The 22,535-nt window shown below is 40.0% G+C and carries 30 protein-coding genes; 13 read left to right on the top strand and 17 right to left on the bottom strand.

Features of this window, described 5'->3' with window-relative positions; translation table 11 throughout:
- Nucleotides 1–9: 9 nt before the first annotated feature.
- Genes HOP45_RS09465 through HOP45_RS09455 form a run of 3 tightly spaced genes read right to left on the bottom strand, consistent with a single transcriptional unit; the run spans nucleotide 10 to nucleotide 3,402 of the window.
- Nucleotides 10–834, bottom strand: a complete 825-nt coding sequence (locus HOP45_RS09465) for an energy-coupling factor transporter transmembrane component T family protein (protein ID WP_181349036.1) — start codon at nucleotides 832–834, stop codon at nucleotides 10–12.
- Nucleotides 821–2,530: an ABC transporter ATP-binding protein gene (locus HOP45_RS09460; RefSeq protein ID WP_181349035.1), complete on the bottom strand. Its 1,710-nt coding sequence runs from the start codon at nucleotides 2,528–2,530 to the stop codon at nucleotides 821–823. The genes HOP45_RS09465 and HOP45_RS09460 overlap by 14 nt, the downstream gene beginning before the upstream one ends.
- Nucleotides 2,527–3,402 carry a DUF8171 family membrane protein gene (locus HOP45_RS09455; protein ID WP_181349034.1) on the bottom strand — a complete coding sequence of 292 codons (876 nt, stop codon included), beginning with the start codon at nucleotides 3,400–3,402 and terminating at the stop codon, nucleotides 2,527–2,529. The genes HOP45_RS09460 and HOP45_RS09455 overlap by 4 nt, the downstream gene beginning before the upstream one ends.
- A 170-nt stretch (nucleotides 3,403–3,572) precedes the next feature.
- Here HOP45_RS09455 and HOP45_RS09450 point away from each other — a divergent pair, with 170 nt between their 5' ends.
- Complete coding sequence (locus HOP45_RS09450) at nucleotides 3,573–4,409, top strand: MurR/RpiR family transcriptional regulator (protein ID WP_181349033.1); 837 nt, start codon at nucleotides 3,573–3,575, stop codon at nucleotides 4,407–4,409.
- Between the two features lie 219 nt (nucleotides 4,410–4,628).
- On the opposite strand, the gene HOP45_RS09445 is transcribed toward HOP45_RS09450, so the two are convergent.
- Together HOP45_RS09445 and HOP45_RS09440 are read right to left on the bottom strand one after the other, a co-directional pair.
- A complete protein-coding gene (locus HOP45_RS09445) occupies nucleotides 4,629–4,772 on the bottom strand; it encodes a hypothetical protein (RefSeq protein WP_181349032.1) in 144 nt (47 codons plus the stop codon).
- A 30-nt stretch (nucleotides 4,773–4,802) separates the two neighbouring features.
- Complete coding sequence (locus HOP45_RS09440) at nucleotides 4,803–5,135, bottom strand: hypothetical protein (RefSeq protein WP_181349031.1); 333 nt, start codon at nucleotides 5,133–5,135, stop codon at nucleotides 4,803–4,805.
- Between the two features lie 230 nt (nucleotides 5,136–5,365).
- On the opposite strand from HOP45_RS09440, the gene HOP45_RS09435 reads away from it, so the two are divergent.
- The 3 genes from HOP45_RS09435 to HOP45_RS21010 all read left to right on the top strand — a co-directional run bounded on the left by HOP45_RS09435 (nucleotide 5,366) and on the right by HOP45_RS21010 (nucleotide 6,710).
- Nucleotides 5,366–5,911 carry an HD domain-containing protein gene (locus tag HOP45_RS09435; protein ID WP_181349030.1) on the top strand — a complete coding sequence of 182 codons (546 nt, stop codon included), beginning with the start codon at nucleotides 5,366–5,368 and terminating at the stop codon, nucleotides 5,909–5,911.
- Between the two features lie 404 nt (nucleotides 5,912–6,315).
- Entirely contained in the window at nucleotides 6,316–6,453 is a 138-nt protein-coding gene (locus tag HOP45_RS09430) for a hypothetical protein (RefSeq protein WP_181349029.1), read from the top strand.
- Between the two features lie 122 nt (nucleotides 6,454–6,575).
- Nucleotides 6,576–6,710 (top strand): YrzI family small protein, encoded by a 135-nt coding sequence (locus HOP45_RS21010; protein WP_181349028.1) that lies wholly within the window; start codon nucleotides 6,576–6,578, stop codon nucleotides 6,708–6,710.
- A gap of 96 nt (nucleotides 6,711–6,806) precedes the next feature.
- On the opposite strand, the gene HOP45_RS09420 is transcribed toward HOP45_RS21010, so the two are convergent.
- Nucleotides 6,807–8,156, bottom strand: a complete 1,350-nt coding sequence (locus tag HOP45_RS09420) for a dihydrolipoyl dehydrogenase family protein (RefSeq protein WP_181349027.1) — start codon at nucleotides 8,154–8,156, stop codon at nucleotides 6,807–6,809.
- A 152-nt stretch (nucleotides 8,157–8,308) separates the two neighbouring features.
- Between HOP45_RS09420 and HOP45_RS09415 the strand changes: the two genes are divergently transcribed.
- The 4 genes from HOP45_RS09415 to HOP45_RS09400 all read left to right on the top strand — a co-directional run bounded on the left by HOP45_RS09415 (nucleotide 8,309) and on the right by HOP45_RS09400 (nucleotide 12,683).
- Entirely contained in the window at nucleotides 8,309–9,559 is a 1,251-nt protein-coding gene (locus tag HOP45_RS09415) for a molybdopterin molybdotransferase MoeA (RefSeq protein WP_181349026.1), read from the top strand.
- A gap of 40 nt (nucleotides 9,560–9,599) precedes the next feature.
- Nucleotides 9,600–10,610: a GTP 3',8-cyclase MoaA gene (moaA, locus tag HOP45_RS09410; RefSeq protein ID WP_255437568.1), complete on the top strand. Its 1,011-nt coding sequence runs from the start codon at nucleotides 9,600–9,602 to the stop codon at nucleotides 10,608–10,610.
- A 178-nt stretch (nucleotides 10,611–10,788) separates the two neighbouring features.
- A complete protein-coding gene (locus HOP45_RS09405; RefSeq protein ID WP_181349024.1) occupies nucleotides 10,789–11,214 on the top strand; it encodes a YwpF-like family protein in 426 nt (141 codons plus the stop codon).
- A gap of 107 nt (nucleotides 11,215–11,321) precedes the next feature.
- The gene (locus HOP45_RS09400) at nucleotides 11,322–12,683 is read left to right on the top strand and encodes a TrkH family potassium uptake protein (protein ID WP_181349023.1); all 1,362 of its coding nucleotides are present in this window, start codon (nucleotides 11,322–11,324) and stop codon (nucleotides 12,681–12,683) included.
- 47 nt (nucleotides 12,684–12,730) lie between these two features.
- Here the strand turns inward: HOP45_RS09400 and HOP45_RS09395 are convergent, their stop codons facing one another.
- The 4 genes from HOP45_RS09395 to HOP45_RS09380 all read right to left on the bottom strand — a co-directional run bounded on the left by HOP45_RS09395 (nucleotide 12,731) and on the right by HOP45_RS09380 (nucleotide 14,586).
- On the bottom strand, nucleotides 12,731–12,850 hold the full coding sequence (locus HOP45_RS09395) for a YjcZ family sporulation protein (RefSeq protein ID WP_181349022.1): 120 nt from the start codon (nucleotides 12,848–12,850) through the stop codon (nucleotides 12,731–12,733).
- An 82-nt stretch (nucleotides 12,851–12,932) separates the two neighbouring features.
- Nucleotides 12,933–13,160, bottom strand: coding sequence for a hypothetical protein (locus tag HOP45_RS09390; RefSeq protein WP_181349021.1), 228 nt, complete (start codon nucleotides 13,158–13,160; stop codon nucleotides 12,933–12,935).
- A 79-nt stretch (nucleotides 13,161–13,239) separates the two neighbouring features.
- On the bottom strand, nucleotides 13,240–13,992 hold the full coding sequence (locus tag HOP45_RS09385; protein ID WP_219914568.1) for a sulfite exporter TauE/SafE family protein: 753 nt from the start codon (nucleotides 13,990–13,992) through the stop codon (nucleotides 13,240–13,242).
- 99 nt (nucleotides 13,993–14,091) lie between these two features.
- The gene (locus tag HOP45_RS09380) at nucleotides 14,092–14,586 is read right to left on the bottom strand and encodes a DoxX family protein (protein WP_181349020.1); all 495 of its coding nucleotides are present in this window, start codon (nucleotides 14,584–14,586) and stop codon (nucleotides 14,092–14,094) included.
- 691 nt (nucleotides 14,587–15,277) lie between these two features.
- On the opposite strand from HOP45_RS09380, the gene HOP45_RS09375 reads away from it, so the two are divergent.
- From HOP45_RS09375 to HOP45_RS09365, 3 genes are read left to right on the top strand one after another with little or no spacing between them, the layout of a single operon-like run.
- Nucleotides 15,278–15,502, top strand: a complete 225-nt coding sequence (locus HOP45_RS09375) for a DUF1659 domain-containing protein (protein WP_181349019.1) — start codon at nucleotides 15,278–15,280, stop codon at nucleotides 15,500–15,502.
- Between the two features lie 24 nt (nucleotides 15,503–15,526).
- Entirely contained in the window at nucleotides 15,527–15,739 is a 213-nt protein-coding gene (locus tag HOP45_RS09370) for a DUF2922 domain-containing protein (RefSeq protein ID WP_181349018.1), read from the top strand.
- 59 nt (nucleotides 15,740–15,798) lie between these two features.
- Nucleotides 15,799–15,933, top strand: coding sequence for a YvrJ family protein (locus tag HOP45_RS09365; protein WP_181349017.1), 135 nt, complete (start codon nucleotides 15,799–15,801; stop codon nucleotides 15,931–15,933).
- A gap of 165 nt (nucleotides 15,934–16,098) precedes the next feature.
- On the opposite strand, the gene lepB is transcribed toward HOP45_RS09365, so the two are convergent.
- Nucleotides 16,099–16,620 carry a signal peptidase I gene (lepB, locus tag HOP45_RS09360; RefSeq protein ID WP_181349016.1) on the bottom strand — a complete coding sequence of 174 codons (522 nt, stop codon included), beginning with the start codon at nucleotides 16,618–16,620 and terminating at the stop codon, nucleotides 16,099–16,101.
- A 327-nt stretch (nucleotides 16,621–16,947) separates the two neighbouring features.
- Between lepB and HOP45_RS09355 the strand changes: the two genes are divergently transcribed.
- Complete coding sequence (locus HOP45_RS09355) at nucleotides 16,948–17,148, top strand: Spo0E family sporulation regulatory protein-aspartic acid phosphatase (RefSeq protein ID WP_181349015.1); 201 nt, start codon at nucleotides 16,948–16,950, stop codon at nucleotides 17,146–17,148.
- Nucleotides 17,149–17,308: 160 nt separating this feature from the next.
- Here the strand turns inward: HOP45_RS09355 and HOP45_RS09350 are convergent, their stop codons facing one another.
- Nucleotides 17,309–18,451, bottom strand: a complete 1,143-nt coding sequence (locus tag HOP45_RS09350) for an aminotransferase A (RefSeq protein ID WP_181349014.1) — start codon at nucleotides 18,449–18,451, stop codon at nucleotides 17,309–17,311.
- Nucleotides 18,452–18,562: 111 nt separating this feature from the next.
- Here HOP45_RS09350 and HOP45_RS09345 point away from each other — a divergent pair, with 111 nt between their 5' ends.
- A complete protein-coding gene (locus tag HOP45_RS09345) occupies nucleotides 18,563–18,709 on the top strand; it encodes an FbpB family small basic protein (protein WP_181349013.1) in 147 nt (48 codons plus the stop codon).
- A 59-nt stretch (nucleotides 18,710–18,768) separates the two neighbouring features.
- Here the strand turns inward: HOP45_RS09345 and HOP45_RS09340 are convergent, their stop codons facing one another.
- Genes HOP45_RS09340 through HOP45_RS09320 form a run of 5 tightly spaced genes read right to left on the bottom strand, consistent with a single transcriptional unit; the run spans nucleotide 18,769 to nucleotide 22,489 of the window.
- Nucleotides 18,769–19,869, bottom strand: a complete 1,101-nt coding sequence (locus HOP45_RS09340; RefSeq protein WP_181349012.1) for a sensor histidine kinase — start codon at nucleotides 19,867–19,869, stop codon at nucleotides 18,769–18,771.
- Nucleotides 19,850–20,542 carry a response regulator transcription factor gene (locus HOP45_RS09335; protein WP_181349011.1) on the bottom strand — a complete coding sequence of 231 codons (693 nt, stop codon included), beginning with the start codon at nucleotides 20,540–20,542 and terminating at the stop codon, nucleotides 19,850–19,852. The genes HOP45_RS09340 and HOP45_RS09335 overlap by 20 nt, the downstream gene beginning before the upstream one ends.
- Before the next feature lie 17 nt (nucleotides 20,543–20,559).
- Nucleotides 20,560–21,114, bottom strand: coding sequence for a redoxin domain-containing protein (locus tag HOP45_RS09330; RefSeq protein ID WP_181349010.1), 555 nt, complete (start codon nucleotides 21,112–21,114; stop codon nucleotides 20,560–20,562).
- Nucleotides 21,115–21,125: 11 nt separating this feature from the next.
- Nucleotides 21,126–21,881: a cytochrome c biogenesis CcdA family protein gene (locus HOP45_RS09325; RefSeq protein ID WP_181349009.1), complete on the bottom strand. Its 756-nt coding sequence runs from the start codon at nucleotides 21,879–21,881 to the stop codon at nucleotides 21,126–21,128.
- Nucleotides 21,857–22,489 carry a hypothetical protein gene (locus HOP45_RS09320; RefSeq protein ID WP_181349008.1) on the bottom strand — a complete coding sequence of 211 codons (633 nt, stop codon included), beginning with the start codon at nucleotides 22,487–22,489 and terminating at the stop codon, nucleotides 21,857–21,859. The genes HOP45_RS09325 and HOP45_RS09320 overlap by 25 nt, the downstream gene beginning before the upstream one ends.
- Nucleotides 22,490–22,535 lie beyond the last annotated feature (46 nt).

Below are 22,535 nucleotides of genomic sequence, written 5' to 3'. Positions count from 1 at the left end.
TCTTTCTAATTATAATGGATAGTACTTTCCAGCTGCATAAATAACGAGTAAGATACCAAAAGACAGTAGAATAAATCTATGGTCTTGGGCTGAAACTTTCAGGTGTGATAGCTTTAGTTTTTTAGCTTCTTTGTTATGAAGAGAATAAGTAAAGCCTTTGACCTCCAATGCTTCTACCGTCGTACGAGTTTTCTTAGCAGTATTCAACATCATAGGATAAAATGCTTTTACCACGATTTTGGAATAATAATAGATTGTTCTCCACTTGAAGAAGCCTCCGTTACAAGGTGCTTTCCCTCTTAAGCGGAAAGAAAGGATAATCTGCTGATACTCATCTAATAGAATAGGCAGCATTCGATACCCATAAGAGACAGCAAAGCTGAATTGAGGAGGGACACCGAAACTTAGTAAAGCATCACTCAGTTTTTCCGGGTCCATACTGGCAAAAGCTGCAATACTCGCAATAGACATGATCGTTATTTTCATCGTAAAGGTAATTAACGATGAAAAAGCGGCCCATTCTCCTCCAAACAATAATACTAAGACAATAATGTAAAATAACTCACTGATTACCCCTATGGTTAGTAAGGTTATGATTAATGGACTGACTCGTGAAACCAAGGACATCACCGTAGTATAGAGGAGCAAGCCAGCCAAAATAGTTTGGTTGAACGTAAACCAGGGAAGCAAACTGACAATGAAATACCAGGCAATGATTAATCTCGGGTCTTTTCTACCCATATATGAATCTTTTTTACCGAAAGCAGTCTTCAAAAGCTCAAGTTTAATCCATTCTAAATTGTACGTTTTTTTCAAGCGACTAACGAACTCCATAGCTCTCCTCCATTTCTACATGGTTCATAAAATCGGAGATGGATAAAGCTACAGGATCTAACTTCAACTGGTTGGAAAGCTGCACAATTTGAGGAGGGATTAATCCTGCCAGGTCACAAATATAATCTTTTGCAAACATGTCCACTGGGAGCCCATCATATATGATTTTGCCTTTATCCATGACAATGACTCTGCTTGCCCACTCGGCTACTAATTGCATGTCGTGTGTAGCAATTAACACACTTTTAACTTGGTTACTTGCTTGATGTAAGGTTTTGACCATCTCCTGACGACTTTTCACATCAAGGCTTGCTGTTGGTTCGTCTAACATGAGGAGTGACGGTTGGATTGCAAGGCCAATAGCTAAAGCGGATCTTCTTTGCTGCCCTCCGCTGATTAGACGGCCATCTTTGTCAATAACCTTCTCCAAACGGAAAGAAGTAACTAACTGCTGCAGGAACTCCTCCATTTTTAATTTTCTTGAATCTGCGAAAAAGGACAAGTCTTTCGATATACTATCCTCAATAAACATTTCTTCTGGATTTTGAAACACATAAGCTACAACCTGAGATAACTTCTCAAGTGACGTCTTCTCAAGTTCGAAAGGCCCAATTTGACCTGTACCTTCAGAAGGTTTGATAATGCCAGCCAAGCTTTTCATCAATGTAGACTTCCCCGCTCCATTAGTGCCTACCAAAGCAATTCGCTCTCTCTCTCTGATGGATAAATGAATATCGTCTAGTATGACGTGTTTCTTGTTTTTCAGAGACTTTGCATAATGACTCACATGTTCAAGCCTTACTAGTTCTTCTGTCTTTTCATTTAATGGAGGAACATGCTTCTCTTTGCCGGCATCGTTTCTCTTATACTTTCGAAAATAATCCGCGGCTTCATGAATGGTGATGGGGAGTTCATTACTGCTCGGATTATGTGCGCTAACAGCTGCCTGGGTCACCTGCGGAGGGGAGATTTGACGCACCAGAAGATCATCAATCCTTTGAAGCCCCGCTTTCACGTCATGCTTCCATAACACTCCACCTTGATCGAGGAGTGCTACATCTGAACAGAAATCGGCGATGAATTCTGTATGATGTTCAATAACGATAATGGTCTTTCCGTGATTTTGTTGAAGGACTTTTAATTTTTCGTAGATTTCTTTCGCGTGATGCGGATCTAGCTGCGCAACGGGCTCATCAATAATAAGGATCTCTGGATTTAAAGCTAGAACGCCTGCAATTGCAGTTAAATGTTTTTGTCCTCCACTAAGCTGCCAGATGCTTTTATCTTTAATATTCGTTAAGCCTAGAACGTTTAAAGCCCACTCCGCTTTTTCTTTAAAGTTTGGTTCTCCGAAGTTTAATGGGGCAAAAGCGACATCCTCGAAAACCGTCGGACGCATTAGTTGGTTTTCGAAGTCTTGATACACATAGCCTACTTTTTGACTCAAAACGGAGACGGTAGATTCATATGTGTTAATCCCGTTCACAAGAACTGAACCTTCAAAGTCCCCTGTATAATAATGAGGTATAAGTCCATTGATGGTTTTGCACAAGGTGGACTTGCCGCTTCCGTTGCCTCCGATGATTGCTAAAAATTCTCCTTTATTCACGGTAAGAGATGAATCCTGGAGGACCCATTCACTTCCACCAGGATATTTGAATGATACTTGCTCTATTGTAATGATTGGTTCACTCATGCTGACTTTCCTTCTTTATGGTGGTTTGAAGACGCCATCATTTTCACCGCTATTGATACAGCTACTATGAAGATGATAGCGGCAGCAGAAATCGGCAGCCAAATATACCCCTCACCAAACTGTTCTAAAAACTCAGGCTCCCATACAGCAAAGTTTATATCCAACTCCGCCATGAATTCGGCGACCATCCCCACGAAGGTTAGGAAAACAGCGAGAATAACAAACCTTACAGACACCCAACTTGTCATTGAGGCTTTTACACGACCTTCTCGGGGCTTAATCCCTAGTAAAGGTTCAATTTTTCCATAGAGTCTTGGAATTAAATATAGTGTAGGAATCACACCAAAAATTACACCGGAAATAATCATTTCTGTTAGGAAGCTAATCCCTTCAATTGCAAGAATAGATTCTGGGAGCCCGGGAACTGCTTCTACTTCTTCAATTCCAAACCAGACCTTACCAATATCTACGATCGTACTTAACATTTGATCAATGACAATACCTATAATTGCTGCAATAGCAATTTGTTTCTTATTTCTGAGATTGGTTACCAGCAACCCAGCAATATACATCGCGAGCGTAAATTCAATAAAACCTTCTAATTCCCCAAGGCCACCGAAATCACCTAACAGTAAATCACCAAAAATAATTTCGCCGACAGAAGCTCCTACCGCTGCATACAAAGGATGAAAAAGCATCACTAATGACAATGGAATAAAGGCAAGATACGAAACGGATAGTTCCACAGGACCTAGGACAAATTCAGGTAATAGTTCTGTGAATAGATTAGCGAGTCCAAACAATGACATCGCTAAAATAAAAATCATCATCTTCTGAGACTGTGAATACTGCTCACGGTTTAATTGGTTCATGTGTATGACCTCCCTAATGTTTTCTAATGCTTATGGTAAGGAATAAACGTAAATCTAGTTCCCCGTGTTTCTTATAAGGTTTGTAAATAAAGTAAACATTTTTTTAAGAATGAAAGTTTTTTTTCAAATTTAAAAGAAACCGAATTATACTTCTGATAGGAGGGATGTGTATGGAGTCATTATTTTCATTGGAAGGAATTCATTTTACTCCCAAGCAGAGAAAAATCGCCAATGTGGTTGAAAAGCAAGGAGCTTCTATCGTTTATCACACGGAAAAGGAAATAGCTGATCAATCTGGCGTGAGCGTCCCAACCGTCTCAAGGTTTTGGCCATTAATTGGCTACAGTAATTTTAAAGTTTTCAAGCATGAGATGAAGAGCCGGATTGCAGTGACGCCGGAGAATAAGTTTAAGAACTTCGCTGAGCAGATGGATGAAAACCAAATCTTAAATCGACTGATTGAACATCACTTTAAGAATCTGGTCCAGACAGGCAACCATCTAAACAAAGAGCATTTGCAAAAATCTATTGAATCTATATGTAACGCTTCAGACGTATATATTTATGCTCCGGCATCTTCTGAAGGACTTGGCAATTTGTTGGAATATCGTCTGAAGCGTTTCGGTATTCGCATTGAATTGATTGCTAAGAGTGGATTTGAAATTTATGAATCGATGTTACACATGTCTTCTTCTTCTACCTTGATCGTTTTTCAATTTGTTGACATGCTTTTAGAAACACAAGCATTATTTGAACATGCTAATTCTTTGGGAGTGAAAATTATTTTAATCACAGATCAATTGGTTTCGAATATGTATGCGTACGTGGACTATTTTTTGTACACTCACCGCGGGGAAATGTGGGAATTCCATACGATGGTCGCTCCCATTGCTGTACTAGAATCGATGGTGATGGGAGTTGGGCTAGAGCTAAAGGAAGTATCATTAGAGCGATTAAAATCGTTGAGTGATTTACGAAAAGCTTATAAACACTTAATACCCAAGTGAAATCAAAGCTTTTGGGCAATAAAGATGAGCATTGCATCAAAAAAAGAGATCATCCTTTTACACATACAAATTTGGTGGTTTGCTTCTTTCTCATTAACAAGAGTGTCACTCTGCGGATGAGCTATGAATTTCATCAGAAAGCACCATAAAAAACCCGCCCTTTAAAAAAAGGCGGGATTTTTATATTCGAATTATAAGGTACACATTATAGCTTAAAAGTTATAGGATATAATTAATAACGAACCAAAGAATCCCAAAGAAAATAATGAGATAGGTAATATATTTAATAGCAGCTACGGCAACTTTGCTGGAATCCTGTTTCTTTTCTTTACGTTCTACTTCCACTTCTCGATCGTCAACCATAATTATAACCTCCTGATCGTTAAGATACCATTATACAAATACTGTATTATTTGTTCTCATCAACGATTGTGAATAAGCAGCACGCTGAGATGAAGCTTCAATGAATGCAGACCATCGTTCAGTCAGTTGCTGGTACCCTTGCTCTGCATTTTCACCATCCATAATGAGAAGCAGCGGCTTACTCACGTCTGCATATAAAAAGAATGATAATAGCTTGGGCAAGTTCTTAGCATCTGCAATTAAATCTTCCTGGTGTAAATACATGTCGATATTAAAGTGCTGGATCATATTATGAATGCTCATCACTTCGTTGGTCGTAAACGATTGGTTTAGGTGAATGTGATAGCTTGCCAGTTGATTCATTCTAATCACCCCCGTATTCTATCTTTAATTATCTTGGTAAAATAGTACCCTTGCTACGAGATAATTAAACAGGAAGACACATAAATCTGATTTGTTCTACATTTTTTTTAATGGTGCATCCTATAGCATAAGTCATTCGCATGATAGTGTTGACACGTGAAAGCTAAGCGTCCTTGCTTGCAACTCATTCTCATGCTATATTAACGTTTAAATATTTGGAGGTGGGGACGTTGTCTCGTATCACTTTAGTCGATATATTCAAGCATCGCATTACACAAAAATATTTACAGCGTTCCGGCATCAATCATGCAGTGTCCGTTACTAGCTATGCGTTTTCATTTGCCCAAGACTATAGTGTGAACGTTGATTTAGCTGCAAAAGCTGCATTGTTACATGATATGGGACACTATGAGTGGTATCGGGATGGGAAATGGGATTATGAAGAATACAGGAAACATGATATCCATGCTATAAAAGGAGCAGAGCGTGCTCATAAACTGTTGATTCGATTAGGGGAAGATCGTCTTGTGGCTAAGGAAGTATCAGTCGCTGTTCTCCTGCATACGGATAGTTACCTTCCTTTTGATTTGACCGCTATCCGCACTCCACTTCAGGCAGTCATATATGAGGCAGATGTTAAGGATGAGCAGCCTTTAGGTTTTCATCACTATAAGCAGATGGATAAACAAGAAGCGGTTAAAATTTTGAAAAAATTAGACGATAAAATTGAGGAGCACTTGGATAATGATCCGGACTCCCGAAAATTATCCAGCTAGGATGAAAAAAAGGCTTTACTTTATGCCGAAATCGCTATATAATTTCCTGTGTAAGAAAATTTTCTCAGAAAGCGAGGTCGACACTAATGAAAACACTATTTGTAATGACAGATCAATTGAATAGCAAGCATGGTTCGACCTGCGCTGAATTTGTTTTATAATCTCATTTAACCTATTTAAAATAAATTTATCATAATGGCCGCAGATCGAACATATTGTAGATTTGTGGCTTTTTTATGGCATTTTTTCTATGATCATCCGTTATCGTCTTATTTTGCTGCGGGTGGTTATGGTCGTTTGAAGCCACAGGTGGGATCCTGTGGCTTTTTATGTTTAATAAAAGGGTTTTAAGCAACCTTTTTTATTAATAAATATATGATGATAGAGGAAGGGGAGGATGAGTGATGACACTGACATTTTTTATGTTTACAGTTCGTATCTCGAAGCGTAATCACGGCAGGCAGCCCTGGTATCCAGGCTCGCATGCCACAGCACAAGATCAATGGTTGGATCGTAAGCTTAAGCATTTATCCCAAATCTAATTTTAAAAGAAAGGATGAGGTCAAGATGAATTCAGTCAAACAGAATGTATTTATGGATTGGTTAAATGTGGAGAAAGATAGTGCTTAGCGAAACATCCTTTAAGTGAAGGAGGAATAAAGTCATGAAATTGAGTTTTTTAATATTTACAATTTCTATTGAAAAACGCTCTTTATCAGAACGGATGAGAGCTAATCAAAAAGCCAGACGCATTCATCACATGATGAATACGCATAAAATGAAACACCTCAACTTATAATTTATATGTAAAATAATATAAAAAGGCTGATACTGCCGTCTCAGAGTAATTTTGAGCAGGCAGCCATCAGCCTTTTATTATCTTCAAAGTAATCTCTTAGAACAAACTGGGGATATCACTTTCAGCAGTGGGGAAGCCCCATAACACATGTTCAAGATCATGTTTGGTGAGATTTTTTTGGATGGCGAGTGTGAAGATGTTGATCAAATGATCAGCTTCACTCGTTAACACATGTGCACCAAGTATTTCATCTGTATGAGGATTCGTTAAAATTTTGGCGTAAGCGCCGATATCTTTTTTTCTGGAATACGTAAAGTAATCCTCAATGTTTTTGGATTGCTCTTCGTAAGGAATTTTCTTCTCTTGAGCTTCCTGCTGGGTCAAACCGACCGCTGCAAGTTTAGGATGCGTATAAACAATTGAAGGAGTTGGGCGCGTGGTTTCGAGTCCTTTTTCTTCAAACATGTGTCGAATGACCTGCTCAGCGTTCTTATTAGCATTAGGTGTTAAAGGGGCATCAAGTGTATCCGCTACGTCACCAGCAGCATAAATGTGAGGCTGAGAGGTAGATTGCATATTATGGTTCACTATGATGCCTTTCTCACTTGCTTCAATCCCTGCGTTATTGAGTTCCAGCCCTGTAATATTTGCCTGGCGACCGGCACCATGAACAATCATATCTGCTTTGAGGGTGTGTTCATGGTCAAACTTGGTGACATCTATTTTATAAGAGCCATTGTCAAGCTTCGTAATCGACGTAGCTTCAGTTCCTGTGTGAATATCAATGCCAATGTCCTTAGAAAGCTCGACTAATTTGTTGGTCATTTCATGATCAAAGTTTTCTAGTACATGACGACCTCGATGAATCATGACGACATCTTTGTTCAAGCGGGCACATATATGAGCAAATTCAAAGGAGATATACCCGCCTCCTATAAATACGATACGCTCGGGAAGTTCTTTAAGATCTAAAAACTCGTCACTTGTGATCATGTGGTCTGCTCCGTCGATGGGAAGAGGTGTGGGTTTGGCACCAGTCGCAATGACGATGTGTGTAGCGGTAAGATTCTCTTCTCCCACTTTAACTGTATGAGGATCGAGGAAGCTTGCCTTACCTTTATAGGTGACAATTCCTTTGGCCCGTAAGCTTTCCTCTGTTGCATCCGGCACAGGTTCTGTGAATTCATCCTTATAGGCGAGAAGATCGTGCCAGTTCAAAGATAATTCTCCTTTAATTCCTACGCCCGTTAATTGCCTTGACTCAGCATAGGTCTGCACAAGGCCCGTCATAACTTTTTTAGGAATACATCCTTTATTTGGGCACGTGCCCCCAAACATAGATTGTTCGATTACGGCAACCTCTTTGCCTTCTTGTTGGGCTTTCGTCGCAATTGAGCCTCCGGCGACTCCAGCGCCAATGACAATAACGTCATATGTAGTGTTCATAAACGTACGCCTCCTTCTGGTATCTAGTATGACCATACCCCGTAATATTTATGGGGAAACAGGGAGGGACGCGCACGAGGATAATGTTAGACCCTTGGATGATGTTTCTTTACAATAGAAGTATGTTGTAGATACGATACAGGAGGTTCCGCATGACATTCGATCGTAAACCGATACAAGTTGAAGATGCCTTGGCACAAGTGATGGCTTACAGCCGCCCCGGCCGTGGGGAAACTGTTTATTTACAAGAAGCAGATCAAAGAGTACTGAAAGAAGATATAGTGGCATCCCATCCCATTCCACCTTTTGATAAATCACCTTATGACGGATTTGCGTTTCGTTCCATAGATACGGCAGGGGCCACCTCAGATAATCCTGCAGTGTTTAACGTGATTGAACAAGTTGGAGCGGGTTCACGAGCATCACGGCCTGTTTATGAGGGAGAGGCTGTCAGAATCATGACCGGGGCTGAAATCCCTGAAGGTGCTGATTGTGTGGCGATGTTTGAAATCTGTCACGTGTTAGGGCAGGATGGTTCCACAATGCGCATTAAGCGAAAGATGGATGAAGGGCACAACATTATGGTGAAGGGATCAGAAACAGCTGAAGGGGAAAGGCTTGTTGAAAAGGGAACAATGATCAATCCAGGCGTCAAAGCGTTGTTAGCTACGTTCGGATATGCGGAAGTCAACGTTATTCAAAAGCCGATCATAGGTCTATTTGCTACCGGAAGTGAATTGTTAGAGGTAGATGAGCCGATGCAGCCTGGAAAAATTCGTAATTCGAACGCTTATATGATTGCGTCGCAAATTAAACGATCGGGAGCTGAAGTGAAAGATTACGGAACATTGGTGGATGATTTTGATACCAGTTTTCAGGCAGTGAAACAAGCCATACAAGAGGTGGACATCCTTATTACGACTGGCGGCGTCTCTGTCGGTGATTTTGATTTGATGCCAGCTATTTACGCTGAGCTTGAAGCCGATTTATTGTTCAATAAAATTGCGATGAGACCAGGAAGTGTAACCACCGCTGCAGTTAAAGACCAGACGTTGTTATTTGGATTGTCTGGGAATCCGTCAGCGTGTTATGTTGGATTTGAATTATTCGTTTTTCCTGTCATTCAAAACCAATTAGGAAAACCCCGGTCTTCTCATCGACGCATCCAGGCCGAACTGGGTGCAGATTTTCCTAAACCTAATCCCTTTACACGCTTTGTCAGGAGTTCTGTGAGGTACCACAAAGGTAAAGTCATGGTAGATCCTGCGGGAATGGACAAGTCTGCTGTCGTTACCTCCCTTGCCCGTTCAGACAGTCTGATCATCCTTCCAGGTGGCACACGTGGTTACCAAAAGGGAGATGAGGTCGAGGCTTTATTATTGGAAGATGACACTAACCTCTAGCTTTAAATCAGTAAGGAATCCGATGAAGGAGCTGAAAAAAATGGATTACGTTCTTGATCAATATGAACGTCCAATGAAAGACTTGCGCATATCCGTTATCGACCAATGTAATTTCAGGTGCACCTATTGTATGCCAGCTGAAATATTTGGAGAAGATTATCCTTTTTTATCTCAGGACGAATTGTTGAGCTTCGACGAAATTGCCCGGTTAGCAGAAATTTTTGCACGATTCGGAACAGAGAAAATCCGGATTACAGGTGGGGAGCCTTTGTTGAGAAAAGATTTGGATCAGCTTATTAGACGCCTTTTTGAAATAGAGGGCATAGAAGATATTGCGCTGACTACAAACGGTGTATTCCTCGTAAAACAAGCAAGTAAATTGAAAGCAGCTGGCTTGGATCGTGTAAATATCAGTCTGGATGCGATTGAGGATGAAGTATTTCAACAAACGAATGGGAGAGGTGTCTCCACTAAACCTGTACTAAAAGGAATAGAGGCTGCAGAAGCTGCGGGGTTAAAAGTAAAAATTAACATGGTCGTTAAAAAAGGCATGAATGAAGGTCAAATTTTACCCATGGCAAGACACTTTAAGGACTCCGGCCATATTCTCCGCTTCATAGAATTTATGGATGTAGGGAACCACAATGGATGGAACATGGACAATGTGGTAGCAAAACGAGAAATTATCGACATGATTCATAAGGAGCTGCCGCTAGAGCCTATTGATAAAGGCTACTATGGTGAAGTGGCCGATCGGTTTCAATATACAGATGGCGACGGAGAGATTGGCGTTATTTCTTCAGTGACGGAAGCTTTTTGCAGCACATGTACGCGAGTCAGGTTATCAGCTGACGGAAACCTGTTCACCTGTTTATTTGCATCCAAAGGTTACGATATAAAATCAATGCTCCGCCATGACCAGAGTGACGAAGAGATTATCACGGAGCTGATCCGGATTTGGACAGGGAGGAACGACCGTTATTCTGAAGAACGTGCGGAAGGAAAACCGTTTAATGAAAAGAAAATTGAGATGTCCTATATCGGAGGTTAAAAAAGAGCATTCTAATAGAATCTTTAGAGTGTCATTATAGAAGGTCACTTATCGCTGAGATGTTCCCGTGAATGGATAAAGGTTATACTTGAAATCCAGAAGGACGGATTTCTTTTTGCTCTATGATCGTTGGTGCCCTATAATGAATCTATACATACACGCTGGGAGTGTAACTAAGGTGAAAACGTTCAAGTTAGTTTCATTAGATCTCGTTGAAGAAAAAAATGATGATATCACGCAACGGCGGATAAAACTGATAGATGGCCTGATTATTAACCGTGAGGACGATCAAGGCACGTGGGTGATTGAAGCTTATCTCGATCAGGAGTACGCTGACTTCTTTTCTGACTTAGTGGACAACCAGGAAGAGTTTATCATCCAAGTGAAAATCACCAAGCAAAGTAATCAACCTGCTTCATTTCTCGTAAAAGCGATAGATACCAACCTAATTGGTGATAATATTAATGTTTTATTTATAGGTTCGATTATTGATCGAAGACGAGAACAAATTGAAAAAATGCTGAAATTGCTGCTTGATGAAGGTTATCAAGGTGAAGATTTATTAAATGAATTTAAACGGCGTGGTGAAGAAAGTACGAGATAAACGGCATCATGCTAGGTGACTACTCATAGATAACACCATCAATGGTTGCAAGAAACAAATAAAAAGAAACATACTTACATGAAGTTTTTGTACAAAGGAGAAACGCTATGAGGGTCAGATTTAATAACTTCCATTGGTTGAACGAACTATCCCCCTTTCAGTTGATTGCCATGTTTTATTTATTTGCAGTGACCGTAGCCTCGATATTGATTTCACTGCCGATAGCACATCAACCTGGAGTGAGTTTATCGTTTATTGATATATTGTTTACAGCGGTAAGCGCCGTCAGTGTTACAGGTCTGACTGTTGTCCCGACAGCCGAAACATTCAGTACAACTGGGATTTTTATACTGGCGTTCGTCCTTCAGCTCGGAGGCATCGGGATCATGACTCTGGGCACGGTTATATGGCTGGCGTTGGGGAAAAAAATTGGTCTGAAAGAACGTCGGCTCATTATGACGGATCAAAATCAATCCACTTTCTCCGGCGTTGTCAGATTGATCAAACAAATTCTGCTTGTCGTGCTATTGATTGAATTGTTAGGGTTTCTGACCCTGGGCACCTATTTTTTGCAGTACTTTGATCCTGGAGAGGCCTATCTTCAAGGGTTTTTCGGAACAATTAGCGCCATGACCAATGGTGGTTTTGATATTACAGGACAATCACTTATTCCATTTAAAGATGATTATTTTGTCCAATTTATCAATATCATACTTATCGTAGCGGGTGCAATCGGCTTTCCTGTCTTAATCGAAGTGAAGCAGTTTTTATTCAGCAATTATTCGGATCTTAGGACCATCCGCTTTTCGTTGTTTGCAAAGCTGACGTCATTTACTTTCTTCGCTCTGGTGGTAGTAGGTTTCTTCGTGATTATCATATTAGAATTCAATCATTTCTTTTCTGATAAATCATGGCATGAAATCTTTTTTTATGCGTTATTTCAGTCTGTCACCACTCGGAGCGGCGGATTATCAACGATGGACGTCAGCCAATTTACTGAACAAACTCATCTGTTCATGTCTTCATTAATGTTTATCGGCGCCAGTCCCAGTAGTGTAGGGGGCGGTATCAGAACAACCACATTCGCATTAGTGATTATCTTTATTTTGACATTTTCCAGAGGATTTACACGAATAAGGATATTTCGTCGTGAGATCCATAATGAAGATTTGAATAAGGCGGTCGTCGTGACAATGATGGCTTTTCTGACATGCTTTGTCGCGGTAGTGGCATTAACCATCACCGAACCATTTGATCTGGTGGAAATCGTCTTTGAGATTTGCTCAGCTTTTGGAACAGTGGGGTTATCCTTAGGCATAACGTCAGGCTTGACGCCGTTTGGGAAAATAGTACTCATGGCGTTAATGTTTCTTGGAAGGATCGGTATCCTAACATTTTTATTCACATTTAAAACAGATAAAAAAACGAATAATTATCATTATCCGAAAGAACGCATCATAATCGGTTGATGAATAATAAGACGAGGCACACTGTATCCGTGTGCCTCGTCTTATTATTAGCAGTAGTAAGCAGCGCCCACAATTATGAGCAATATAAACAACACAACGATTAATGTGAGCGTCTTTCCGCCTCCATAGCCGCTATGGCCACCACACGTGTTCCCACAACCGTACATAAGCTCACCTCCAGAAGGGTTTACAACATAACTTATGCAACAGGCGAATGTCCCGTATAGTCAAATACCCATAAGGTGGGCTTCATTGATAGCTCCTGGTACGTTCTTCAGACATGGACAATCTTTGTGTTCCTGAAACTTTTGAATGCCCTGCCAATTTACGGTTGTATAAATCATTCCAATTTGCTGAGGATAATGAATGAGGGGACTCTAGTTCTTCGGACCAGTGATTCATGGGATTGTCACGATTGCTGTCATGTTCGACTTTATGCGGTTGTCCAACGTGATGAGATGACTTTTTATCAGCCATACTTAACCCTCCTCACTGTAAGTTTGTCCGATTATCTGATTATTATGAGCACAAAACCGGACCGTTCGAGGAGAAATCATTAACTTCTGAACCATAAACTGATACTCATGCCAATAATGGCAATCACCATGACGGCCTTAATTAACCCTTCACCTTTTTTAATGGCTGCCATGCTCCCTATGTAAGCTCCTAAGCTCATACCCAGAGCCAAAGCCACACCATATCCCCAAGCAATTTGATCGTTCAGGATAAAAACAAAGAGGGAGCACGCTATATACAGTCCGACAATCAAAACTTTCAGGCTGTTAATTTCAATCAGGTTATAAGAGGTAATCAAGCTTAATACAGCAATAATAACAAAACCTATGCCAGCTTGAATAAAACCGCCGTAAATCCCAACAAGAAAAAACGCTAAGGCAAAGCCTAATTTATGTAACATATTTAATTGGTTGACGACGGGTTTAATTTTCTTATGAGGTTGTACCACAATGATAATGAGGACAATAATCATGATAATCGATAGTAACCGATTGAATAGAGCATCATTGATCGATATGGCCAGGTTCGACCCGATAATCGATCCCAAAATGGCTGGTATGGCTAAAAGGAAGCCCAATTTCCCAAAAAACACACCTTTCGTACGAAATGAGAGGATAGCGGTAATATTTTGAGCGAGTATGGCTATTCGATTGGTTCCATTTGCCATCGCTGAAGGAAGACCAGCAAAAATAAGAATGGGTAAAGTAAGTAAGGAACCACCTCCTGCCATAACGTTTATAAAGCCAGCACCCAGGCCAGCTGAAAATATGATGACGAGCATACTCCAATCCATGAGACATCATCCTTTTATGTATGATGACTCATTATAGCATGAGAGAAAGAGATCGAAACAGGGAGGCGGGTCAACAGAAGCCTCCCTGTTTACGAAAGGTTATTGAGTTGCTACTTTTCGCCTTAAATCGAATTGGTTAAGGTAGGGTTTGACCCACCGATCTAAACCGAATGTTCCTGCATTAAATCCAGCAGCTAGAATAATGAAGGTTAGAATCACCATTTCTGGGTTAGTGCTGATCGTACCACTAAATAGAAAGGCAAAATTCATCGTTAACCCCATCAGTGCAGCAAAGTTTGTTAAAACGCCTAACAAGAGTGCAGCACCAACAAGAACTTCTCCCCACATGACTAGAAAAGTGAAAAGACCCGCCTGAGGTAGTGCGATGGTTTCCAGAAATGCGGCCCACCATCCTTGCACGACGGGATGAGCGCCTTCTGCTTTACCGATAGCGCCTTGAATAAATCCCCCGGCATCAAATCCGCCGGTAAGTTTGCCTATTCCGGCCGTTAGCCATGTGTAGCCTAAATAGATTCTGATAAACGTAAGGATGCCAGCTGCCCAACGGTTGTTTCTTAGTACATTGAAAAACATAATAATAACCACCTTTCAATTGTTCAATATTTCACAAGCGTAAGTAAAAATTTTTCACTTGATTTACTTATGCTTGTTTATACGTTTATGATATCATGTAAAAAGAAAAATGGAACGTATTTGTTCAGACTTTCACAATTCGTCCATAAAGCTGTGAACAATTTATGAATGCTGCTGTGCCAATGCATAACGGGATATTTTTGGGGAAAGTTCATAAAGTACCCGTTATTCTTCTACTTTAGCTACGTTATTTTTGATAAAATAATACTGTCGAGGGGGTGAGTTTGTGACGGAAATCGTCATGTTTATCGTTTGTGTCATCATTTCAATCGCATTAATAGGGTATTGTATATTTGATCATGGATAAGAAAAAGGCGGCGTGGGGCCGTCTTTTTTTGTTGGATATGTTCAGTGATCTGGATAGGGCAAGAATAAAGAACTTCTTAATGGGGAAGTTCTTTTTGTTGTGGCGTAAAAGCTCGCAGTCCGCGAACGCTTATCAATATTTCAAAACTGAGTCTTCTAAATAACGGCCTAATGTGGCATACCTCACAACGCATTTAGGCAAGTGAAAATCGGTTCGTGAAACGATTTGTTCCCTATAGGAATGTTCATCATCATTTTTATTTAGTAGCCATGACACCATTTTCTTTCGCCGATCGATGATAAGGGTGAAAGGAGGTGAGTAACCATGGCAATAACCGCAGAGAAAGTAAACTCACAGCTTCAAATGATTTTTCAAGAAGGGTTAGACAGCGAGGGGAATATGACGTACCGTACAAAACGATTCAACAATGTGAAAACAGATGCGAGCCCGGAACAGTTGTACAATTTAGCAATCGCGTTGCAACCGCTCCAACAGAAAGTTTTACATCGTGTAGAGAGAAATGATACTGAATCATTGTTAGACGCGTAATCGAAAATGTGAAGGGGGAAAATGATGAAGAAATTAGAGTTGAAGTTTCTGAACGAAGATGAAAAAACGGTTACTGTAGCCTTGGAGCACCCTGTTGAACCTGCAGATCCAGTTGCAATCGCTCAAGTAATGGATCAGGTGATCTCACTGAATTGCCTATATTCAAGTGGAGGGGATCTTGTAACGAAAAAAAGCGCTCGTATTGTTGAACGCAACGTATCCGATATAGAAATTTAAAAGAAGGGGCTGTCCCGAATAAGGGCAGCCCTCTTTTTATAAACTTTTAGGAGGTTGAGATGGAGACTTGGATGCCTTTCATAACAGACGTCGGTTTTCCGATTGCGGTCACGTTTTATCTGCTGCATCGTATTGAAGGTAAACTGGACGATCTAATCGAAACGCTGCACCAGCTACCGGATAAGATTTCATAAGTGTACAATTTATAAGCGTGTTAAATGGCCTATTGGTATGAACAACTAAACAAACGCTTGGTTGATTCCAAGCGTTTGTTGTTTGAAACTGATGACGCAACATGTGATAGAAGATCCTATCGCTAGGCTGCCTTTTTCGTGATAAGGATGAATCCTGTGTAGGTGTTATTTGGTTAAACTAAGTTCTGAAAAAGGATAAATTATCATTTCAGTTTTGCCAATAATCTCTTCTTCTTTAATAAAGCTTAAGCCGTTGCGGCTGTCTTTACTGATACTGCGATTATCTCCCATTACAAAATAACTGTCTTCAGGAACCTCTACGGGTCCAAAATCTCTCGTATTCTGAATGGCTTGTTGATTCAAATAGCTTTGTTCCTGGACCTCACCATTTATGTAGAGTTTATGATCATTTATCTCAATGGTATCGTTAGGTTCACCTACAATACGTTTCACGTAACTTTTAACAGGTCGCTCGATAATGACAATATCTCCTTCTGCAGGCTCCTCAATGTAGTATACAATTTTATTAAACAAAACTCTTTCACCATTTTCTAGCGTTGGGTTCATGCTTGCGCCTTCTACGATGGACGTTGCGAAAAAGAACGTACGTAAAATAAAAGCAAGAATGACGGCTATTGCAATCGCCTTGATCCAGTCTATCCATTCATTTTTGGCTTTCTCAGTCACTAAAACTCTCCCTTTCTGTTCACGCGTTCGATGAATATTCTTTTCTTATTTTATCATAGGCAGTGAAAATTGGAACCGATACGTGTAGAATATTAAACGAGAATTGACCCATATTCATGTCTAATTATAGGAGTTTTTGTTGAATAATTAACTGTTTTGCGATAGGGTTTACTTTCAGATCAATAATTTGAGATAATCAACTTTGTTGTTCATTAAGCTATCTTATTTAATTACTGAATTTTGTGAAATCAGATAAAAGGTTTTGTTTACAGAAAAATACAGTGTGGTAAAATTAATGAGAACCGCATCCGTTAAGGGGGGACCCTGGTGACAAGAGTCGATAGGCTTGATGATTTATTGATAAAAATAGAACATTTACGTAATAGAATGACAGAGGTTGCCTTAATCGAAGGATTCACAAGTCCAGAATCATTGCGCATCAGCCAAGAACTTGATGATTTATTGAATCGATATGACTGCGAAAGAAAAAACAACCAGCTACATAAATATGCTGATAAGACCTCCTAAACAAACTGCACGCTGTGATAAACGTGCAGTTTGTTTTTATGTATTGCGTATGGCGTACCTGGTACAAAAACGCATGTTTCAAAAGAGCCGGGCGTGCCATTATGGCACGACCGGCTCTTTTGGGAATCTCTTTTCGGTACCAGGTACAACTAAGGTACAACTAAATGTATGCTTCGAGCCGGTCGAGGGCTTGTTGGAGTGTGTTCATGTCATAGGCATAGGAGAGACGCATATACCCTTGGCCGTATTCTGTAAAGGCGTCCCCTGGAACAAGCGCCACGCCTGCCTGATCCACGAGATCCACGGCTAGCTCAGTTGACGTCTTTCCTAAGACCTGTAGAAAAGGGAAGACGTAAAAGGCCCCACCAGGTGTCGTGTAAGTGATACCCATCGTTTGCAGCCTTTCTAGTACATAATCACGCCTCTGTTTATATATCTCTCTCATTTTTATCGGATCATCCTCACCATTTTGGATGGCTTCCAATGCAGCATATTGACTGATAGATGAAGCACAGGAAACGTTGTATTGGTGGACTTTTAAAATGTGGCGGGTTAACCAATGGGGGGCGAGCAAATAACCGATTCTCCACCCCGTCATAGCATGGGATTTGGACACGCCGTTAATCACAATGACTTTGTCCTTCATGTCAGGAAATTGAGCTAACGAAACATGAGGCTGGTCATAAACCAATTCACTGTAAATTTCATCAGCTAATAGAAATATTTCTTGGTTCCTCAATAGAGAAGCGATCTCTGACAATTCATCTGACGAGAGTGTGACCCCTGTCGGATTGGACGGGTAGGGCATGATAATGGCTTTTGTTTTGCTCGTAATAGCATGAGAGAGCGCTTCAGCGTTTAACTTAAAATGACTTTCTGTCGTATCAACATGGACTGGTACTCCCCCGGCCAGTTTGATCAAAGGCTCATAACCAGGGTAGACGGGAGCCGGTAGAATGATTTCATCCCCAGGTTGGATGATCGTTCGGAGAGTCACATCAATTGCTTGGGATGCTCCAACCGTTACTATGACTTCTTCCGGTTGATAGCTCACATTTAATTTAGCTTGAGCACGGTCAGCGATCGCCTGACGCAAGCTAAAAATGCCCGCGTTATGCGTATAAGTTGTTTGGTTTTGTCTTATAGCGTCTATCCCCGCTTGCTTTACATGCTCAGGTGTTGAAAAATCAGGCTGTCCAATCGTAAGCGATACGACATCTTCATACTCATTTACCATATTAAAAAAACGCCTGATGCCTGATATTTGCAGGTCTTTTACGTTAGCGTTGATTAAATGTTCCATGAATCTCCCTCCTGTGAATGAATTGTTATAAAATGTTCAAACAATTTCGATTTATTTGTGATTTTTGTTTGTTATAATATTTTCTGTAACATGTAGAAAGGAGCGCTAATGATGAGACAACCTTTACCATCCTTTGAAGAATTAGTTTTGCAAAACAAACAAGAAATATTAAAAGATAAACGAGAAATGGAAAAGATAGAGGCCGAATTGGACGAAAAGCAAGTACAAAACGCGCGTGAAAACAAAACGATAAACTGAGCATAACATATAAAACGGCAGCTGGACCATTTGATTATGGTTTGGCTGCCGCTTTATATTTACCTCGTTTCATGTGTGCTCTCATGCGGTATCGCCACTATGAAGGTGTGGATGTGCCCATTACTTTTTAGCTTAAGCGTACCATTATGTTGGGCAACGATATCTTTACTTATTGCCAGCCCTAACCCTGAGCCACCCGTTTTGCGAGTTCTTGAAGGATCGGTACGATAAAATCGTTCAAAGATTTTTTCATGTTCCGATTCAGGAATAGAGTCACCTGGCCCCTGAACAGAAATAAGGTAATAGTCAGAATTATTTTCCCCCCTTAATTTAACAATTTCATTCCCTTGATAATACTGGAGGGCATTGCTCAATAAGTTCGTAATGACTTGCTTAATTCCTTCTTGGTTAATAAGGAGGTTACCAGGATCTGTTTTGACTTCAAATTGAATATTTGCTTGTTGAAATTCCATCGTGAACAATCGGCTCACATGGATGATTAATTCATCAATCGCAGCGTATTTTCTTGGTTTAAGAGAGCGTTCACGTGTATTGTCCCACTCTTTAATTGAATCAATTTGACTAAACAATGCTGTGATGCGCTCTGCTTCGTCAGACAGCAATGAATAAAGAGTTGAATCCCCTGTTATAACCCCTTTATTAAGTGCTTCCAAATACCCCTTTAAATTAGAGAGCGGCGTTCGAATCTCATGCGACATATCACTTAGCATACGATATCGCATGTCTTCATTTTCCTGTAGTTTCAGAGTGAGGTGGTTGAAGTGTGTGACAAGTTGGCCGACTTCATCTTCAGAGAAGTTTTGGATGACGTAGGGATATTGACCATTTTCCATTTCTTTGATGGATTGTTTTATCTGCTCTATCGGTTCCATCAATTTTCGAGTCGCTTTATAAAATAATAAACTACCCATGATAATTGCAGCTCCACTGAACATCCAAAAGAAATATAATAAATCACTATTGAATATTAGCTGTCTTGAACGATCAACATCGTTTATACCGCCCACTAAAAAGCAAGCAGTTTGATAAATTAAAAGTCCACTGCAAATGACTAATATAGTAAGAATGACAATATTAATAATAGTTAACTTAAGCCATACCTTAGACGTTACAGCCTGTTTAATTTTTTGGAGCAGCAAATTTATACCCCATCCCCCGAACCGTAATAATTCTTTTCGGTATTCTAGGATCAATTTCTATCTTCCTGCGTAAATTTTTTATATGTGCATCTATCGTTCGTGGAAAAATTTCGCTTTCGTTGTATGGATGAATGTGTTCAAGGAGTTGGTCGCGTGTAAATATTTGGTCAGGGTGTTTCATCAATTCATAGAGCAGGTTGAATTCATAGGAAGTTAACTGCAGGTGTTCCCCATACAAAATGACTTCGCCTTTCCGAGGTTTAACCACTAAACCTTCCATAGCTATTTTATGACAAAAATGGCCTGTGCGACGTAGAACAGCTTCCACATGAGTCACCATTTCTTCTGGGCTGAAAGGTTTGGTTATATAATCGTCCGCGCCAATTCGCAATCCATTAATTTTTTGCTCGATACTTGTTTTGGCAGAAATGATAATGATAGCTGGATCCTCTATTGAGTTATCACGCTTTACCCATTTACAAAATGATTCACCACTTAAGGATGGCAACATGAGGTCAAGTATAATTAAACATGGGGCGTAATCTAAGTAAATTCGTTTGGCTACCTCTCCATCATACGCTTGTAAAACCTCGTACTCTTCTCGTTCCAAATACAACTTAATCAAATTGGAAATGTTAACATCATCTTCAATTATTAATACGTTTGTGTTCATGGTTAACGCCTCGTTCCTTATAATTCTTCATACCTTTTAATCATCATATCGTAATTCATAGCGCCTAACATAACAGATTGAATTGTGCCGTTTTCGTCAACAAAAATGGAGGTCGGCACTGGACTGACTTTGTATTTTGCCATTATTGAGGAATCTTGATCCAATAATATTGGAAAGGATAATTCAAGCTCATTTACAAATTGGTTCACGTCACCACGCGAGTCTTCAGTCCCCGTCAAATTAACAGCAAGAATTTCTATGTCAGTTTCTTTGTAGAGCTTTTCCATATCAGGCATTTCAGCTCGACAGGGAGGGCACCAAGTAGCCCAGAAATTTATCATGATCTTTTCCCCTTCGTAATCAGATAAAGATACTGTTTCCCCATTTAATCGTTTTAACCTGAATTCCGGTGCAGGGCTACCTTTTTTAATTTCGCTAGTGCTATTCTGTGGTTCGTTACTCTCAACTGTCGTTTCTCTGGTCGAGTCGGATTGGTTATTCTGCTCCATCATATCGTAGATAGCCCATCCAAACATTCCTGTCATTACAACTAGGATGACTATTTTTTTCACATGAATCCTCCTTAAAAGACGATTATTTCTCCTATTTTTGCTAACCATGTGTCTTGCACCAAACGCAATATGACATTTGATAAACGCGTCAATTGTCCTGTGTAAAGCAATAAACCCATTACGATAATAAGCATACCTCCTGTTTTCATGATGAATTCGCTATGTTTTACTATGAAACGGGTAGAACCAATAAAAAAAGTAAACGTTAAAAAAGGGAGAGCAAACCCAAGGACATATAAAAGTGTATAAATGAATCCTTGAGTTGGTTCACTTGCGGCTAACGCTAGAATTGAAGCGAAAATTGGTCCTATACAAGGAGTCCATCCTGCGGCAAACCCCATCCCTACAAAGGTTGTACCCAGATAACCTATAGACGGCTTAGGTTGTATGCCTATACGTTTATCTTTCATCATCCATTTAAAATTCAGAAAGCCAGCAATAATCAGGCCCATAGCTATGATAAAAATACCAGCTATCCGCTGTATGAACTTACCAGAAATTCCAGTAAGAAGGTCTTGAATCCAGCTTCCGATAAGAGAAGCACCAAGACCAAGGCTTATAAAAATTGACGAAAGTCCAAAGAGAAAGAAAATAGAGTGAATCAGGAGCTTTCGTCTAACCTTTAGGGATGAACGTTGCTGTAATTCTTTAACACTCACCCCTGTAATATATGATAGATAAGCTGGAAAAACTGGTAAGGTACAAGGAGACAAAAAGGAAATGATACCTGCTCCGAAAGCGATTAAGAATGTAATTTCTGTTTCCATAGTGCACCCTTCCCGTGTGATAAGACCAAAATCAGCATGAAAAGTGTGATAATAATGTAGAATACAGGATGAATCGGTATCCTCATGATGTCGCTGAATCTCTCTGTCATGCTTAACCCTAAGGAATAGGCAAAAGCAGCTAACAAAGTAAGGCGACTTGTGCCGTTATTGACGATAGAGCTAAAGTAAATCAAATACCAGAAAGTAAGTTGATCTCCATATGAATGTTCATTCATAAGGTAGACAAGGAAGTAATAAGAGAACAGGGCCGCTGAGAACAATCGAATTATGGACCAATTTAGTTCTGCACCTCCGTTAGAGGTGTGATTGGTCCATAGATAATGACCTGCCATTGCTATAATGCCCAGATAAAATTCTAATGTGCCGCTTGGATAAGCAATGACGGTCATTGGAGAATGTAATAGTGTTGGTAATTTAAATAAAAACTTACTGAAAAAGAATGTCAGATAGAAGGTCATCAATAATGAGAAAAACATTCGAACCGTGTTTATCTTTCGTTGCTTAAGCCCAGTTTCTATCCACCAAAAACATAAAATACTACACAGGAATGAGAGGAACCGAATGAAAATGTAGCTGGTTATAGGCATATTTCCATCTCCTAAATGTTAGCCAACTTAAGTTTAAGTCTTTAAT

The sequence above is a fragment of the Thalassobacillus sp. CUG 92003 genome (assembly GCF_013618635.1).
In the GTDB taxonomy this organism is placed as follows: Bacteria; Bacillota; Bacilli; order Bacillales; family Halobacillaceae; genus CUG-92003.
The sequence above is the reverse complement of the archived record's forward strand: the minus strand, read 5'-3'. Positions and strand labels throughout refer to the sequence as shown.